This is a genomic window from Asticcacaulis sp. MM231 (genome assembly GCF_964186625.1).
In the GTDB taxonomy this organism is placed as follows: Bacteria; Pseudomonadota; Alphaproteobacteria; order Caulobacterales; family Caulobacteraceae; genus Asticcacaulis.
Genome location: NZ_OZ075108.1, coordinates 1,755,026 through 1,770,274, shown reverse-complemented (window position 1 = coordinate 1,770,274; position 15,249 = coordinate 1,755,026). Strand labels below are relative to the sequence as shown.

15 protein-coding genes are annotated in these 15,249 nt (G+C 57.1%); 12 read left to right on the top strand and 3 right to left on the bottom strand.

What is annotated here, in order from left to right:
• Positions 1 to 55 precede the first annotated feature (55 nt).
• The 3 genes from ABQ278_RS08695 to fabD all read right to left on the bottom strand — a co-directional run bounded on the left by ABQ278_RS08695 (position 56) and on the right by fabD (position 2,258).
• A complete protein-coding gene (locus ABQ278_RS08695; protein WP_349319265.1) occupies positions 56 to 295 on the bottom strand; it encodes an acyl carrier protein in 240 nt (79 codons plus the stop codon).
• Positions 296 to 465: 170 nt separating this feature from the next.
• Positions 466 to 1,218, bottom strand: a complete 753-nt coding sequence (gene fabG, locus ABQ278_RS08690) for a 3-oxoacyl-[acyl-carrier-protein] reductase (RefSeq protein ID WP_349319264.1) — start codon at positions 1,216 to 1,218, stop codon at positions 466 to 468.
• 77 nt (positions 1,219 to 1,295) lie between these two features.
• Positions 1,296 to 2,258, bottom strand: a complete 963-nt coding sequence (fabD, locus tag ABQ278_RS08685) for an ACP S-malonyltransferase (protein WP_349319263.1) — start codon at positions 2,256 to 2,258, stop codon at positions 1,296 to 1,298.
• 222 nt (positions 2,259 to 2,480) lie between these two features.
• Between fabD and ABQ278_RS08680 the strand changes: the two genes are divergently transcribed.
• The 12 genes from ABQ278_RS08680 to purF all read left to right on the top strand — a co-directional run bounded on the left by ABQ278_RS08680 (position 2,481) and on the right by purF (position 15,235).
• On the top strand, positions 2,481 to 3,431 hold the full coding sequence (locus ABQ278_RS08680; RefSeq protein ID WP_349319262.1) for a hypothetical protein: 951 nt from the start codon (positions 2,481 to 2,483) through the stop codon (positions 3,429 to 3,431).
• Positions 3,432 to 3,471: 40 nt separating this feature from the next.
• Positions 3,472 to 4,461, top strand: a complete 990-nt coding sequence (locus tag ABQ278_RS08675; protein WP_349319261.1) for an alpha/beta fold hydrolase — start codon at positions 3,472 to 3,474, stop codon at positions 4,459 to 4,461.
• A 63-nt stretch (positions 4,462 to 4,524) separates the two neighbouring features.
• A complete protein-coding gene (locus ABQ278_RS08670) occupies positions 4,525 to 5,049 on the top strand; it encodes a peroxiredoxin (protein ID WP_349319260.1) in 525 nt (174 codons plus the stop codon).
• A gap of 246 nt (positions 5,050 to 5,295) precedes the next feature.
• Complete coding sequence (gene rpsF / locus ABQ278_RS08665; protein WP_018080024.1) at positions 5,296 to 5,679, top strand: 30S ribosomal protein S6; 384 nt, start codon at positions 5,296 to 5,298, stop codon at positions 5,677 to 5,679.
• 11 nt (positions 5,680 to 5,690) lie between these two features.
• Positions 5,691 to 5,972: a 30S ribosomal protein S18 gene (gene rpsR / locus ABQ278_RS08660; protein ID WP_018080023.1), complete on the top strand. Its 282-nt coding sequence runs from the start codon at positions 5,691 to 5,693 to the stop codon at positions 5,970 to 5,972.
• Positions 5,973 to 5,984: 12 nt separating this feature from the next.
• On the top strand, positions 5,985 to 6,572 hold the full coding sequence (gene rplI / locus ABQ278_RS08655; RefSeq protein WP_018080022.1) for a 50S ribosomal protein L9: 588 nt from the start codon (positions 5,985 to 5,987) through the stop codon (positions 6,570 to 6,572).
• A gap of 305 nt (positions 6,573 to 6,877) precedes the next feature.
• Positions 6,878 to 7,081, top strand: coding sequence for a cold-shock protein (locus ABQ278_RS08650; RefSeq protein ID WP_018080021.1), 204 nt, complete (start codon positions 6,878 to 6,880; stop codon positions 7,079 to 7,081).
• Positions 7,082 to 7,453: 372 nt separating this feature from the next.
• Positions 7,454 to 9,874 carry a TonB-dependent receptor gene (locus ABQ278_RS08645; RefSeq protein WP_349319259.1) on the top strand — a complete coding sequence of 807 codons (2,421 nt, stop codon included), beginning with the start codon at positions 7,454 to 7,456 and terminating at the stop codon, positions 9,872 to 9,874.
• A gap of 229 nt (positions 9,875 to 10,103) precedes the next feature.
• Positions 10,104 to 11,576 carry a replicative DNA helicase gene (locus ABQ278_RS08640; RefSeq protein WP_349319258.1) on the top strand — a complete coding sequence of 491 codons (1,473 nt, stop codon included), beginning with the start codon at positions 10,104 to 10,106 and terminating at the stop codon, positions 11,574 to 11,576.
• Between the two features lie 64 nt (positions 11,577 to 11,640).
• On the top strand, positions 11,641 to 13,014 hold the full coding sequence (radA, locus tag ABQ278_RS08635) for a DNA repair protein RadA (protein ID WP_349319257.1): 1,374 nt from the start codon (positions 11,641 to 11,643) through the stop codon (positions 13,012 to 13,014).
• A 152-nt stretch (positions 13,015 to 13,166) separates the two neighbouring features.
• Entirely contained in the window at positions 13,167 to 13,667 is a 501-nt protein-coding gene (locus tag ABQ278_RS08630; RefSeq protein ID WP_349319256.1) for a CvpA family protein, read from the top strand.
• A 56-nt stretch (positions 13,668 to 13,723) separates the two neighbouring features.
• Positions 13,724 to 15,235, top strand: a complete 1,512-nt coding sequence (gene purF, locus ABQ278_RS08625; protein WP_349319255.1) for an amidophosphoribosyltransferase — start codon at positions 13,724 to 13,726, stop codon at positions 15,233 to 15,235.
• The last annotated feature ends 14 nt before the right edge of the window (positions 15,236 to 15,249 follow it).

The following is a 15,249-nucleotide window of genomic DNA, read 5'->3' as shown; positions in this document are numbered from 1 at the left end:
GGCCAAACCCCTAAAACAAGGGGCCTGAAACCGCGCTCCAGCCAAGCTTTAAGGCTTAGGACTTCAGCTTGCCATCGATGTAGGAGACAGCGTCGCCCACGGTCAGGATGTGCTCAGCCGAGTTGTCCGGGATTTCGATATCGAATTCTTCTTCGAAAGCCATAACCAGTTCCACGATGTCGAGGCTGTCGGCTTCCAGATCGTCGATAAAGCTCGCCTTTTCCGTGACCTTGTCCGGATCAGCATCCAGATGGTCGATCACGATCTTACGAACACGTTCAAGAACTTCAGACATTTATTGTCCCTTCAGAAATATACAGCTTAAGACCCGAGACCATTGGGTCCAAGGGGAGGATAAAATCCAGACTTGTCTTGTAGGCACACATTTCATGCGATTCAAGACATTAAAGCGTTGCCTAGCACACTCTTAGCAAACACAAAAGCACCTAACCCTGTGGGTAGCAATCAGATCATCGCCATGCCGCCGTTGACGTGAAGCGTCTGACCCGTGACGTAACCCGCCTCGACACTGGCCAGATAGACAGCGGCGGCAGCAATATCACTGCCTTCGCCAAGGGCTCCCGCAGGAATCTTGGCCAGGATGGCTGCGCGCTGGGCTTCGTTAAGCTCATCCGTCATGGGCGAGGCGATAAAACCAGGCGCGATACAGTTGACCGTTATATTGCGACTGGCAACCTCTTGCGCAAGAGCCTTGGAAAAACCAATCATGCCAGCCTTGGAAGCGGCATAGTTGGTCTGCCCCGGATTGCCGGTGACGCCGACGATCGACGTGATGCCGATGATGCGACCGTGGCGGCGCTTCATCATACCCTTGGTGGCGGCACGCGCCAGACGGAAATAGGCTTCCAGATTGACCTTAATGACCGTTTCCCAGTCTTCATCCTTCATACGCAGGATCAGGCCATCACGGGTGATGCCGGCATTGGCGATCAGGATATCAAGGCCGGAGCCTGCGGCTGCTTCCGCCTTGGCCACAAGGCCATCGACCTGAGCGGCATCGGACAGATTGGCGGCAGCAATAAAAGCACTGTCAGCTCTTTTGGCGCCAAGCTCAGCCGCCAGTTCGGCCAGAACGCTTTCGCGTGTGCCGGACAGCACAACCTTGGCGCCCTGCGCGTGCAATGAGCGCGCGATGGCGGCGCCAAGGCCGCCCGTGGCGCCTGTCACCAGGGCGGTTTTTCCGGTCAGATCGAACATGGACTAATCCTAAGAAGCTATATCTATTGGCCGCGCGGTTTAGGCGAAAGCGTCTGATGGATCAAGCAGAATGTCTTTTAGGCCTTGAGCGAAGCGGCAAAGGCTTCAAAATCTGCCGCACCATTCAGGGCTACCGAAACCGCCTCCGGCGCGATGCGCTTGGACATGCCGGTCAGCACCTTGCCAGCGCCCAGTTCGGCGAAAGTGGTCACGCCACCACCATTTTCCGATTCTTTGGCTGCCAGCCATTGCACCGACTCACGCCACCGCACCCGGCCCGTGACCTGACGCACTAAAAGATCGGTAATTTGAGACGTGTCGGTAACCGGCGCGGCGGTGACATTCGCCACCAAGATCGAAGCCGGCGGGTTGATGGTCACCTTGGCCAGCGCCTCACGCATTTCCTCGGCGGCCGGTTCCATCAGCGGCGAATGGAAGGGCGCCGACACATTGAGCAACATGCCCTTGGCGCCCAGTTCCTTGGCCTTTTCGACCGCCAGCTCCACCGCCTGCTTAACGCCGGAAATAACGATCTGACCGGCATTGTTATCATTGGCGATGACGACCACGCCCGCCGCAGAACCGGCTTCGCAAGCGGCTTCGGCCAGCGCCAGGTCGGCCTTGCCGATCAGGGCAGCCATAGCGCCCACGCCCAACGGCGTAGCGCGTTGCATCGCCTGACCGCGCAGTTTTAGCAAACGCGCCGTATCCGCCAGCGAAAAGGTGCCCGCCGCGGCGTGAGCCGAATATTCGCCAAGGCTATGACCGGCGACATATTTCGCCGCCGCACAACTGATGCCGAAGTCTTTTTCCAGAACGCGCGATACCGCCACCGAAACGGCCATAATGGCCGGCTGAGCGTTTTCGGTCAGGGTCAACTGGTCTTCCGGACCATCACGCATGATGGCGAACAGCTTCTGGCCCAGCGCCTCATCGACCTCGTTGAACACATCGCGCGCGGTGGCGAAGGTATCAAAAAGTTCAGCGCCCATGCCGACTGCCTGAGATCCCTGCCCGGGAAAAACAAATGCTAATGTCATGGAAATCTGGCCTTTCGCGTCATTAATGTGCGCCTTCGTTAGGACAAAGCTGCAATGAGAGCAAGCGCCAGGTTACAATCTTAAAGTAAGCCATCACGCTTTTAAACTTTTGCGTGAGGTCAGCCTTGCACATATTCTCATTCAAATAGAGAAAAGGCGAAATAAGCCAATTCGTGCCGGGGGACAATCATGACACACACTACATTTTCACGACGCAATCTGTTGACAGCGCTCGGCGCCGCAACCGCCACTCAGGTTATTCTCGAAGGCGGTTTTCCAGCCATAGCCTGGGCAGCAGAAGGCGATCCGGTTCCACCGCCCCTTGGGGTGTATGGCAAGTTGCCCCTTGTCAGCAAGGTAGCGCTTTCTCCGGATGGCACCCGCGTCGCTCTGGTCATGAACAAACCGCAAGAGCTTGTCATCTATGATGTCAATCTGGTTACAGGCAAGACGGCGGCGGCAGCGATTGAAAGCGACAAGATACGCGATCTGATGTGGGCAGATAACGATCGAATTCTGGTCGTGACATCGGTCACACGCAAAGATGCCGGCACACTCTTTGAAGAATGGTTCGGCCTTATGTTGGACGTTCACGCTAATAAACGCATACAGATGTATTCCTACGTCAGCGGCGTCAACTACGCTCAGGTCTTTGGCAGCTTTTACCGCATCAAAATGGATGGAAAATATTTCATGACGGCGGCCGGATACAAGGCGCCTGACGCCGTTAACATGTCGGGTTCTCAAGGCAGCGCCGCGACATTTTCAGCCAATCTGAACAAATGCCTTTTCGCTTTTGATCCTGGCAGTTCGCGGTCGCGCCGACTTGACGAGGACTTAAACGATATCAATGACTGGGTTATCTCCCCGGATGGAAAAGTCATCGCGCGTTCGGAATATGATGATGACACTCACCTCTGGACATTACGTTACGAGTCGGAAAAAGGTTGGAAGATCATATATGAGGTCAAGATGGACCTCGACACGCCGACTTTATGTGGCTTGGGTCGTGACGGACGCTCGGTCCTGCTTTATATGCGCAGCGGAGAGCTACAAAACAGCTATGTCGAGGTGAGCCCGGAAGGCGTTATCAGCCCGCCGCTGGATATTAATGGCAATGTTAACAGCCCGATATTCTATCCAACCACCTTCGCGCTGGCAGCGCTTTTCTAATACAGCCGGCATTGCCAACTACACTTTTTATGATCCGGTCATGGCCCAGTTGCCCAAACTGGTCAAAAAAGCTGTCGGCGACATACGCGCCGATCTGATGAGCACATCTGAAGATCCGTTGCATGTGCTTATCTTTGTCGAAGGCGAAGGCAATTCCGGCACCTATTACGCCATCGACTTCCGCAAAGGGGGCTATAAAGAAATTGGTCAGGCCTATCCGGACCTGCCGCCGGAATGGGTCTCTGAGAAAAAACACTACAACTATAAGGCTGCCGATGGCCTGGTCATACCATCGTGGCTCACCCTGCCGGTGGATCGCGATGCAAAAAAGCTGGCGCTCGTCGCCCTGCCTCATGGCGGTCCCGAATCGAACGAAGACGGCTCCTTCGACTTTTTATCGCAGGCGCTGGCCTCACGCGGCTACGCGGTCATGCAACCGGATTACCGTGGCTCTAGCGGTTACGGACGGGATTACACGGCGCGCGGCTATGGCGAGTATGGACGCAAGATGCAAACCGACCTGTCGGACGGTGTGCGTGATCTTGTGGCAAAAGGGATAGTCGATCCCACAAAGGTCTCGATCTTCGGAGGCTCCTATGGCGGCTACGCGGCACTGGCCGGCGTGAGCCTTGATCCGGGAATTTATAACTGCGCCGTTTCACTGGCCGGTATTTCCGACATCAAAGCCTTCATGGCCTATTATCGTGAACGCACCGGTTTCGATGGCGATGGCTACGGCATGCGCTATTGGAACAGGTATCTGGGCGATGAAGGTGGCTGGAATGATATTTCGCCGATCAAACATGTTGACGCCATAAACGTGCCGGTACTGCTTATCCACGGCAAGGACGATACCGTCGTACCCTATGATCAAAGCACGCGCATATATGATGCCATGAAAAAAGCCGGAAAAACCGTCGAACTGATCCAGCTCAAGCAGGAAGATCACTGGATGTCGCGTGAACCCACACGTATTCAAACCGTAGATTCCATGGTTGGATTTATGCTGCAACATAATCCGCCAGCATAAGTGTAACCAGACTTGTGATGCGAACGTATAAGGCTTAACGTTCACGCTACAGGAGATACGCTTATGAAAAAAATCGCTCTCGGTCTTGCCGCTCTTGGCCTTGTCCTTGCCTCCCCCGCCTTCGCCGCTCTCAAGGTAGGTGATAAGGCACCGGTGTTCCATCTGCCCGCCGCCACCGATGGCGCCGTCAGCACCTTCTCGATTAAAGATGCGTTGAAAAAGGGCCCGGTTGTCGTTTATTTTTACCCCAAGGCCTTTACCGGCGGCTGCTCGCTGGAAGCACACCAGTTCTCCGAAGCCATTCCTGAATTCCAGGCGCATAATGTTTCGGTGATCGGCATTTCGACCGACGATATCGCCACCTTGCAGAAGTTTTCCAAGGAAAGCTGCCAGGGCAAGTTCCCCGTAGGCTCCGACACCAAGGCAAAGGTGACCAGCGCCTATGACGCCAAGATGGGCGCCATGAATATGTCGAACCGCATTTCCTACATTATCGGCACTGACGGCAAGGTTGCTTTTGTGCATGACGATGGCGACGCCGCGACGCATGTCAGCACGCTGTTGACGGCTGTTAAGGCGATGAAATAGGGCTGAAACAGCGCTTCTCCAAATCCATTTTGGATTTGGCAAGGCCAACTGGCCGCCGCGCACGTTTGCGCGTAAGCCCGCGCGGCTTGAGCGCAAAGATGTTGCTATTGCCTTTTTTACAATCCTCGTTTATGAGAGCGCTCCCCCGAAGGGTGGTCAGCCAGCATTGTGCTGTGCCTGATCCATCAAAGCCTTGAGACTTCCGCTCAAAGCCGCGCCACCTTTCATTACCGGAAGAGGATATCAATGGCCTTTTACGAACACACCGTGCTCGCACGGCAAGATATTTCGCCTCAACAGGCGGAAGCTCTCAACGACATCATCAAGAACCTGATCGAAGAAGGTGGTGGACACATCGCCAAGATCGAATATTGGGGTCTGCGCAACCTGACCTACCGCGTCAAGAAGAACCGCAAGGCGCACTATTCCTTGCTGGCCATCGACGCACCGGCCCCGGCCGTCAAGGAAATGGAACGCCAGCTCTCGATCAACGAAGATGTCATCCGCTTCCTGACCGTCCGCGTCGAAGAGCTCGACCTCGAACTGTCCCCCGTTCTGTCGCGTCGTGACCGCCCTGAGCGTTCCGATCGTCCGGAACGTGGCGAACGCACGCCTGACTTCGCAGAATAAGGGAGCACCAGATGTCTGAAGAAGCAACCACCTCCACCGCCCCCGGCGCCCCCGTCGGCAACGGTCCCGCCCGTCGTCCTTTCTTCCGCCGCCGCAAGGTGTGCCCGTTCTCCGGTGCTGGTTCACCGAAGATCGACTATAAGGACGTCAAGCTCCTGCAACGTTACATCTCGGAACGCGGCAAGATCGTCCCTTCGCGCATCACGGCTGTCAGCCAAAAGAAGCAACGCGAACTGGCCAAGGCCATCAAGCGCGCCCGCTTCCTGGCCCTGCTGCCCTACGTTGTGAAGTAAGGAGCAGGAACCATGAAAGTAGTTTTGTTAGAACGAGTTGAAAATCTCGGCTCCATCGGTGACGTTGTTGGCGTGAAGGACGGCTTTGCCCGTAACTTCCTGCTGCCGCGCCACAAGGCCCTGCGCGCCACCTCTGCCAACCTGAAGGTCTTCGAGGCCCAGAAGGATCAGATCGTCGCCCGTAACGCCGCCAACAAGGCCGCCGCCGAAAAGGCCGGTTCTGAACTGGACGGCACGACCTATGTCATCATCCGCCAGGCGGGTGACTCAGGTCAGCTTTACGGCTCGGTCAATGCCCGTGACGTTGCGGATGCTGTTGCAGAAGCCGGCGCCAAGGTTGAGCGTAATCAGATCGTTCTGAATACGCCGATCAAGACGCTCGGCCTGCACAACATCACCGTGCGCCTGCACGCAGAAGTCTCGCTGACCATCACGGTCAACGTGGCACGCTCGCAGGACGAAGCCGATCGTCAGGCTTCCGGCGAAAACATCATCGCTTCCCAATTCGAAGAAGATCGCGTTGCTGCTGAAGAAGCCGCTGCCGATATGCTCGAAGGCGGCGCCGGTGAAGCCATGCAGAACGCACCTTACGAAGCGTAAGGCGCTAAAACCAAACGTCGCAAGATGTTTGGTGCAGGCATCAAAGATCAACCCTCGCTGGCTTGAGCCGCGAGGGTTTTTCTTTGCCTGGTAACAGGGCGATCACAGTCAGTTTATAGCTTAAATTCGATCAGCCTTGCTTTTACTTAGAAAAGAGGTATGTTCAGGTCATTCGAGATTCAAGTTTGACTTGCACGACCGCCTTTTTGGCATGCTCCCAAGACGCACTCTTTTCGGATTTAAAGTTCGCGTAATTCCATGCGTACTTCATGCACCCGAGGTGCGATTACTAAACGGAGGCCATCATGGCAACTGGTACGGTTAAGTGGTTCAACCCCACTAAAGGCTTTGGTTTCATTCAACCCGATACGGGCGGTGCGGACGTGTTCGTCCACATTTCGGCCGTTGAACGCGCTGGTCTGCGCACGCTGAACGAAAACCAAAAGATCAGCTACGAAGTGACGACCGAAAAAGGTAAGTCCTCGGCGACCAACCTGCAAACGGCCTAAGCTTAAAGACCTCGGTCCTTATGACTTCAAAGTTTAGAACCCTCGAAGACCTTGTCTTTGAGGGTTTTTCTTGTCTGCTTCAGACTTGCATCGAATGAGGCGCCACACTTACAATCGGGATAAGCTCGTTAGAGATTCACATCCAGCCTTACATTTTTCAGCTCATAACACTTTGAAAAGCCATTGATATAAATCATGTATTTTAACTCACTAGCTTCAAATTCCATAAAATAGATTAGTTTTTCTAACCCATAACCTCACCATATATTGCGCTGCACTCCCCTTTAAATATGTCGGCAATGGGACCAATTGTGTCTCAGCACATGAAAACTGAGCCGAAAATTTCGCCTCAGACACGAAAAGGAGTACCGCATGTCCAAACGTCTCTATGTAACGACCGCTCTTGTCCTGTCCCTCTCGGCCGTTTTGACCACTCAGACCTTCGCCCAGGATGCCGAGCCGGCTGCCGCCGCGGACGAGCCCACACAGGTCGTCGTCACCGGCCAGCGCGCCAGCAAGCGCTCCCGCCTCGATACACTGGCACCGGTCGACGTGATTACCGCCGCCAGCCTGGCCGCTCAGGGCTCAACCGAACTGGCGCAAGGTCTGTCGCGCGTAACGCCCAGCCTGAACTTCCCGCGCCCTGCCGGCGTTGATGGCACTGATAATGTCCGCCCGGCGTCCTTGCGCGGCCTGTCGCCCGATCAGACCCTGGTTCTGGTCAATGGCAAGCGTCGCCACAGTTCGGCGCTGGTCAACGTCAATGGCGCCACCGGTCGCGGATCCTCCGCGGTCGACCTCAACGCTATTCCGGAAGCCGCGCTTGACCGTCTCGAAGTTCTGCGCGATGGCGCCTCGGCGCAATATGGCTCTGACGCTATCGCCGGCGTCATCAACCTGCACCTGCGCGAAGCCAATCACGGCGGCGGGCTGAGCGTTTCCTACGGCGAATACGATACCGACATCAAGGCCGCCAACTCATCACGCCACGCCTCCGATGGCGGTACGACCAATGTTTCCGGCTGGGTCGGTCTGCCGCTCGGCTCCGATGGCTTCCTGACGATTTCCGGTGAAACCCGCCGCCGCAATCCAACCTCGCGCGGCGATATCGACGCCCTTGTCTCCCCGGCCGTCGTCACCAGCCGCTATGGCGATCCTGCCCAATCGAGCTACAGTTTCTTCGTCAACGCTGGCAAACCGCTGAATGACAACTGGACACTTTATGGCAATGCCAGCCTATCCGACCTCGACTCCAAGAGCGCGGCCTTCTTCCGCCATGCCGATGCTTCCGGCAATGTATCCGAGGTCTACCCCTTCGGTTTCCTGCCGATCATTAACGCCCAGTCGAAGGACTATTCAGCCGCAGTCGGCGTACGTGGCAATCTCGGTGAATGGACCAGCGATTTTTCCTTAAGCGCAGGCGGCAACAAGCTCGACTATTACACGCTCAATAGCATCAGCCCATCCTACGGCGCCGCCTCGCAACGTGATTTCTACGATGGCCAGCTAAAGTACGACCAGACCGTTTTCAATGCGGATATCAGCCGTCCGTTTGCCATCTCTGGCTGGGCCAGTCCGCTGACCCTCGCGCTCGGTCTCGAAGCACGCCAGGAAACCTATGAAATCAAGGCCGGCGACGTGCAATCCTATGCGCTTGGCCCGCTCACCACGAAATTGGCCGGCGCGCAAGGCTTCGGCGGTTTCCAGCCCAGCAATGTCGTCAATGAAGACCGCAACAATATCGGCGTCTATGCCGATGTCGCGGCCGACGTCACCGACCGCTTCAGCTTCGACGCCGCCATCCGCGCTGAAAACTATTCCGATTTCGGCGATAATGTCTCCGGCAAGCTGGCGGCCCGTTACAAGCTGACCGACAGTTTTGCCGTTCGCGGATCGGTCTCCACCGGCTTCCGCGCGCCCTCCCTGGCACAGCAATACTTCACCTCGACCGCCAGCGTTCTCGATACCAGCGGCAGCGTCGGCAAGATTGTCGAAACCGGCACCTTCCCGGCCACCAGCAATGTCGCCATCGCTCTGGGCGCCGAGCCTTTGAAGGCGGAAAAATCGACCAACTACACCCTGGGCGGCGTCTGGCACAGCGGTCCGTTTGAAGTGACACTCGATGCCTACAGCATCAAGATCGAAGATCGCATTCTGTTGTCCGAGAATATCTCCAGGAGTTTCTCCCCTCAGGTCGCTACTCTATTGGCGCCTTATGGTGTCTCAGCCGCGCGCTTCTTTATCAATGGCGCCGACACCACGACCAATGGCCTCGATCTGGTCGCCAATTATCGCCTGCCAACCGATTTCGGACGCTTCAATATCTCGCTGGCCTATAACCACAACGAGACCGAGATCGACAGCCTAAACGCGCTCGATAATTCGCCGCTTAATCCGCAACCGGTTCTCTTCGCCCGCGTGCGTCAGGTCATCCTGACCAACTCATCGCCCGAAGATAAGGCGACGCTGGCCGTCGACTGGACGAAGGGGCAATGGATCGTCAATGGCCGCGCCACCTATTATGGTGATGTCATCGACCCCAATGCCGACATCGCCAAGGATATTCATTCCGGCGACCACACGCTTGTCGACCTGTCGGCCAGCTATCGCTTCGGCACTGGCACCACGGTCACGCTGGGGGCGGACAATCTCTTCGATGAATATCCGAACAAGACCCGCGCGGACCTGAACGTCACCAGCGGCAACGGTGTTGGCGCGCTGGCCTTCACCCGCTTCTCACCGTTCGGCTTCAACGGCCGGTATCTCTACGCCAAACTCAGCCAAACCTGGTAGAAGGGCCACAGGCCCTTCACCCGGAATCGTGACAGACTATGTTGAGATTTCGGCAGCTAAATTCCCCTCGCAGAATTCGCCAGCGAGGGGTTTTTCATTCTATCATGACAAGATTCTATCCCCATAGTTCACAGGCTGTGAAAAGGCCTTAAGTGGATAGCTGTTAGCGGCCGGAGAATTTGCCGGGACAGCCCTTGCCTTTCCTGTCTTAACTCTCTTAATGCCCGCCATGCCTGATACCCTTTCCCCGCCCCACGCCGCTTCCGAAGCGCCCTCCACCATTCCGCACAACCTTGAAGCGGAACAGGCCCTGTTGGGCTGCCTGCTGTTCGACAATGGCGCCTATGAGCGACTGTACGACGGCCTGCAACCGCGCCACTTTTATGAGCCTTTCCACCAGCGCCTTTTTGCTGTGATCGAAGAGCAGATCCGCGTCGGCCACTTGGCAGAACCGATTGTTTTGCTGGATAAATTCAAGGCAGACCAGGCCTTTCAGGATCTCGGCGGCATTCGCTATTTCGCCGATCTCGTCGATCGCGCCCCGCCGGCCGCCAATGCCAATGACTACGCCCGCGTCATCTACGACCTGGCCCTGCGCCGCGAACTGATCCGTCTCGGTGGTGAAATCGCCAAGTCGGCCATTGGTGAACAGGATGCCCGCGAACAGATCGAAGCCGCTGAATTGCAACTGTTTTCGATGGCGGAATCCGGCAGTTCCTCGACCGGCTTCGTCAGCTTCTCTGATGCCGTCGCCGGCGCACTCAATCACGCCGAAGAAGCTTTCCACCGCGATGGCGGTCTTGCCGGTGTTTCCACAGGTTTGACCGATCTCGACAAGCAGATCGGCGGTCTGCACAAGTCCGACCTGATCATCCTGGCCGGACGCCCCTCGATGGGGAAAACCGCTCTGGCGACCAACATCGCCATGAATATCGCCAAGAATTACGCTTACGAGCCGCAACCGGACGGTACGCGCAAAACCGTGCGCGGCGGCGTCGTTGCCTTCTACTCGCTCGAAATGTCCGCCGACCAGTTGGCTGGCCGTCTGCTCTCCGATGCGTCGGGCGTGCCCTCCGACAAGATCCGCAAAGGCGAGATCAATCCCGGCGAATTCATGCAGATCAAGGAGGCCGCCATGGAGATCAGCGCGTGCCCGCTTTATATCGATGACACCGGCGGCATCACGCTCGCTAAGCTGACCGCCCGCGCCCGCCGCCTGAAGCGCACCTCCGGACTTGATTGTCTAATCGTCGACTACCTCCAGCTCGTCACCATCGGCAATTCCACCATGAACCGCGTGCAGGAAGTTTCTACCATCACCATGGGCCTGAAAACCCTCGCTAAGGAACTGGCCATACCGGTCATCGCCCTCTCCCAGTTGTCACGTCAGGTCGAAAGCCGCGACGATAAACGCCCGCAACTCTCCGACCTGCGCGAATCCGGCTCGATCGAGCAGGACGCCGATATCGTGATGTTCGTTTATCGTGAAAGCTATTACCTTGGACGCGCCGAACCACGCGAAGGCACACCGGAACACCTGACCTGGCAGGAAGACATGGATCGTACGCGTAACGTCGCCGAAGTCATTATCGGCAAGCAGCGCCACGGCCCGATCGGCACCGTCCGCGTCTCCTTCGACGCCAACACGGTGCGCTTTGGAAACCTGGCGAATAGCCACCTATATGAGAGCAATTACGAATAGTCTTCATTGACACGGGCACAAAATTGGAACATATGAAGAACAAATAACTTCATATGAGTGTGTCATGGCCCGCGATTCCGCCATCTATGTCTGTCAGTCCTGCGGCAACGTCCATAACAAATGGGCGGGTCAGTGCAGCGGCTGCGGCCAGTGGAATACCTTGGTGCAGGAAGCCTCTAGCGCGCCACCGGGTGGGCTAAAGCCGGAAGTCGCCGGCAAAATCTCGCGCCTGAACAAACTCCAATTTGAAACGCTTGAAAGCGAAGACGCCATACCCGTCCGCATGGTGACGGGGATCGAGGAATTCGATCGCGTGTGCGGCGGTGGTGTCGTGCCGGGTTCAGCCATCCTGATTGCCGGCGATCCCGGCGTTGGCAAATCGACCCTTCTTTTGCAAGTCGCTGCCAATGCCGCGCTTAAAAACCTGAAAGTGGCCTATATTTCTGGTGAGGAAGCCGTTGAGCAAATTCGTGGCCGCGCCTCACGCATGGGGCTTTCCAAGGCGCCGGTTAATCTGGCCGCCGAAACCGCCCTGCGCACCATTCTGGAATCGCTGAAACGCGAAAAGTTTGATCTGGTCATCATCGATTCCATTCAGACCCTGTGGTCGGATGCGGTCGAGGCCGCGCAAGGTTCGGTATCACAGGTGCGCGCCTGTGCCGGCGAACTGGTGCGGCTGGCCAAGAAGCGATCGACCTCCATTATTATGGTCGGCCACGTCACCAAGGAAGGCCAGATCGCCGGTCCGCGTGTGGTCGAGCACATGGTCGATGCCGTCCTGTCGTTTGAAGGCGAGCGCGGCTATCCGTTCCGCATCCTGCGCGGCACCAAGAACCGTTTCGGCGCCACCGACGAGATCGGGGTGTTCGAGATGGGCGATGCCGGCCTGCGCGAAGTGCCCAATCCTTCCGCTCTGTTCCTCGGCGATGGTCACGAACGCGCTTCGGGCTCGGCGGTTTTCGCCGGAATCGAAGGCTCGCGGCCCGTTCTGGTCGAGGTTCAGGCCCTGGTGGCCCCCTCGGCCTACGGCACGCCACGCCGCGCCGTCGTCGGCTGGGATTCCGGTCGGTTGGCCATGATCCTGGCCGTGCTGGAATCACGCTGTGGCGTAGGCTTCGGCCAGAAAGATGTTTATCTCAATGTCGCCGGTGGCTTGCGCATTTCCGAGCCGGCCGGGGATCTCTGCGCCGCTCTGGCGCTTGTTTCGGCCCTGACGGATCAGCCCTTGCCGCGCGATTGCGTGGTGTTTGGCGAGATCAGCCTGTCCGGTGATATTCGCTCGGTCTCCCGCGCTGAAGGACGCCTTAAGGAAGCGCTGAAACTGGGCTTTTCCAGTGCCGTCACCGCCCAATCGGTTGCCGAAAATGCGCCTGTTCAGGTGCGCGGTTATACCACCCTCGTCGATGCCGTAACCGGACTTTTCCCCCAGACCGCCTGATGCTCAGGGTTAAGCTATATTGTTAACGCAGCCTGCCGATGCTATGAATAAGACTGTTCCAGTCGTTTATTGACATGGCGATCGCCCACGTTTTTATTAAAAATGCGCACAGGACTGGAAAATGGCGGCGGCCATCACATATGGGGGATAACATGGAAGCCTACGATTTCATCTTTCTGGCCCTCCTGGCCATATCGTGTTTCGCAGGCGCCGTGCGCGGCGCCACCAAGGAGTTGGTCAACCTGATCTCCTTCTTTCTGGCGATGTTCATTTCCTTTATGTCTCAACCCTTTCTCGCCAAAACCTTCCATCTCGACACCATAACCGCCTACCTTGGCGCCTTCATCATTTTCCTGATGATCTATTTCGGCATCCGCTACCTGGGCCATGCGCTCTCGGACAAGGTGCAGAAACAGAAGGCACTCAATACCTTCGATCGCGTTCTGGGTGTCGGCATCGGAATCTTCCGTACACTGGTCGTTTTGGGCGTATTCCATTTGCTTTTTTCGCTGGTCACGCCTATTGACCGGCAACCCAACTGGTTCCGCGGCGCGAAGATCTACCCGTTGAGCGTCAAATGCGCCAAAATCATCCAGGCCTTCGTCCCCACGGGTACGAGTGCGGCCAATCGGGTGGTTGAAAACCAGAAGTAATCTGACCCTCCGGTCTCCCCCTGCGGACGGTCACTGCGTTTTAGAAAAGAGATTCCATGCTGTTGTCTCAGCCTGAACTGTCTGCTCTCACCGATCCTCAAGCCCATCTGCGCGATTCCGAAGACGACCGCCCCCGCCTGGAATGCGGCGTGTTCGGCGTTTACGGCATCGATGACGCCAGCGCCATTACGGTTCTGGGCATGCACGCCCTGCAACACCGCGGCGAAGAGGCCTGCGGCATCGCCTCCTGCGATGGCAAGCGCTTCTATACCGAACGCGAACACGGCCTTGTCGGTGATGTCTTCACGCAGCCCGAGATCGTCAGCCGCCTCAAAGGCCGCGCCGCCATCGGCCACACACGTTATTCAACAGCCGGCGGCGCCTTCATCCGCAACATCCAGCCGATGTTCGCCGATCTGGATGACGGTGGCATCGCCATCGCCCACAACGGCAATCTCACCAACTTCATGCACCTGCGCACCAAACTGGTCAGCGAAGGTTCCATCTTCCAGTCGACCTCCAATTCGGAGGTCATTTTGCATCTGATCGCCCGTTCGCGCTCGCTCAAGATCATCGATCGCTTCATGGACGCCCTGCGTCACATCGAAGGCGGATTCGCGCTGGTGGCCCTGACCAAGAGCATGCTGATCGGCGCACGTGATCCGCTCGGAATCCGTCCGCTGGTTATTGGCAAGCTTGGCGAATCCTACGTCTTCGCTTCCGAAACCTGCGCGCTTGATATGATCGGCGCCAACTTCGTGCGCGACGTCGAGCATGGCGAAGTGGTACAGATCGATGAAAATGGCCTGACCTCGTTCAAGCCTTTCGGTGTCAAATCCGCCCGTCCGTGCCTGTTTGAATATATCTATTTCGCTCGCCCCGACAGCGTCGTGAACGGCAAGTCGATCTACGATGTGCGCAAGCGCATGGGCCGCCAGCTTGCCATTGAGCACCCCGCCGATGCCGATATCGTCGTGCCTGTGCCGGATTCGGGCGTGCCCGCCGCGCTCGGTTTTGCCGAACAATCGGGCCTGCCGTTTGAACTCGGCATTATCCGCAACCATTATGTCGGCCGCACCTTTATACAGCCGACGCAAGGCATCCGCGACCTCGGCGTGCGCAAGAAGCATGCACCCAACCGCATCGTGCTTGAAGGCAAGAAGGTCATCCTGATCGACAACTCCATCGTGCGCGGCACCACCTCGGTCAAGATCGTCCGCATGGTTCGTGCCGCCGGCGCCAAGGAAGTCCACCTGCGTTCCGCCTCACCGCCCATCATGTGGCCCGATTTCTACGGCATCGACATGCCGGACCGCGAAAAGCTGCTGGCCGCCAATCACACGCTGGAAGAAATGCGCCAGAAGTTGGAATGCGACAGCCTCGGCTTCCTGTCGGTCGATGGTCTTTACAAAGCCATGGGCCTTAATGGTCGCAACAACGCGCAACCGCAATTCACCGATCACTATTTCACCGGTGAATACCCAACCCGCCTGACCGACCGTGAAGGCGCGCAGGCCGAGGGTGAAAACGCCGGCGCGCAGCTTTCGCTGCTGGCCAACAGCCACTGATATCCGCTACAGGT

What these genes read in the sequence shown, in the direction of transcription:
- ABQ278_RS08695 (WP_349319265.1), bottom strand. Translation starts at nt 295, where the DNA reads ATGTCTGAAGTTCTTGAACGTGTTCGTAAGATCGTGATCGACCATCTG.
- fabG (WP_349319264.1), bottom strand. Translation starts at nt 1,218, where the DNA reads ATGTTCGATCTGACCGGAAAAACCGCCCTGGTGACAGGCGCCACGGGC.
- fabD (WP_349319263.1), bottom strand. Translation starts at nt 2,258, where the DNA reads ATGACATTAGCATTTGTTTTTCCCGGGCAGGGATCTCAGGCAGTCGGC.
- ABQ278_RS08675 (WP_349319261.1), top strand. Translation starts at nt 3,472, where the DNA reads ATGGCCCAGTTGCCCAAACTGGTCAAAAAAGCTGTCGGCGACATACGC.
- ABQ278_RS08670 (WP_349319260.1), top strand. Translation starts at nt 4,525, where the DNA reads ATGAAAAAAATCGCTCTCGGTCTTGCCGCTCTTGGCCTTGTCCTTGCC.
- rpsF (WP_018080024.1), top strand. Translation starts at nt 5,296, where the DNA reads ATGGCCTTTTACGAACACACCGTGCTCGCACGGCAAGATATTTCGCCT.
- rpsR (WP_018080023.1), top strand. Translation starts at nt 5,691, where the DNA reads ATGTCTGAAGAAGCAACCACCTCCACCGCCCCCGGCGCCCCCGTCGGC.
- rplI (WP_018080022.1), top strand. Translation starts at nt 5,985, where the DNA reads ATGAAAGTAGTTTTGTTAGAACGAGTTGAAAATCTCGGCTCCATCGGT.
- ABQ278_RS08650 (WP_018080021.1), top strand. Translation starts at nt 6,878, where the DNA reads ATGGCAACTGGTACGGTTAAGTGGTTCAACCCCACTAAAGGCTTTGGT.
- ABQ278_RS08645 (WP_349319259.1), top strand. Translation starts at nt 7,454, where the DNA reads ATGTCCAAACGTCTCTATGTAACGACCGCTCTTGTCCTGTCCCTCTCG.
- ABQ278_RS08640 (WP_349319258.1), top strand. Translation starts at nt 10,104, where the DNA reads ATGCCTGATACCCTTTCCCCGCCCCACGCCGCTTCCGAAGCGCCCTCC.
- radA (WP_349319257.1), top strand. Translation starts at nt 11,641, where the DNA reads ATGGCCCGCGATTCCGCCATCTATGTCTGTCAGTCCTGCGGCAACGTC.
- ABQ278_RS08630 (WP_349319256.1), top strand. Translation starts at nt 13,167, where the DNA reads ATGGAAGCCTACGATTTCATCTTTCTGGCCCTCCTGGCCATATCGTGT.
- purF (WP_349319255.1), top strand. Translation starts at nt 13,724, where the DNA reads ATGCTGTTGTCTCAGCCTGAACTGTCTGCTCTCACCGATCCTCAAGCC.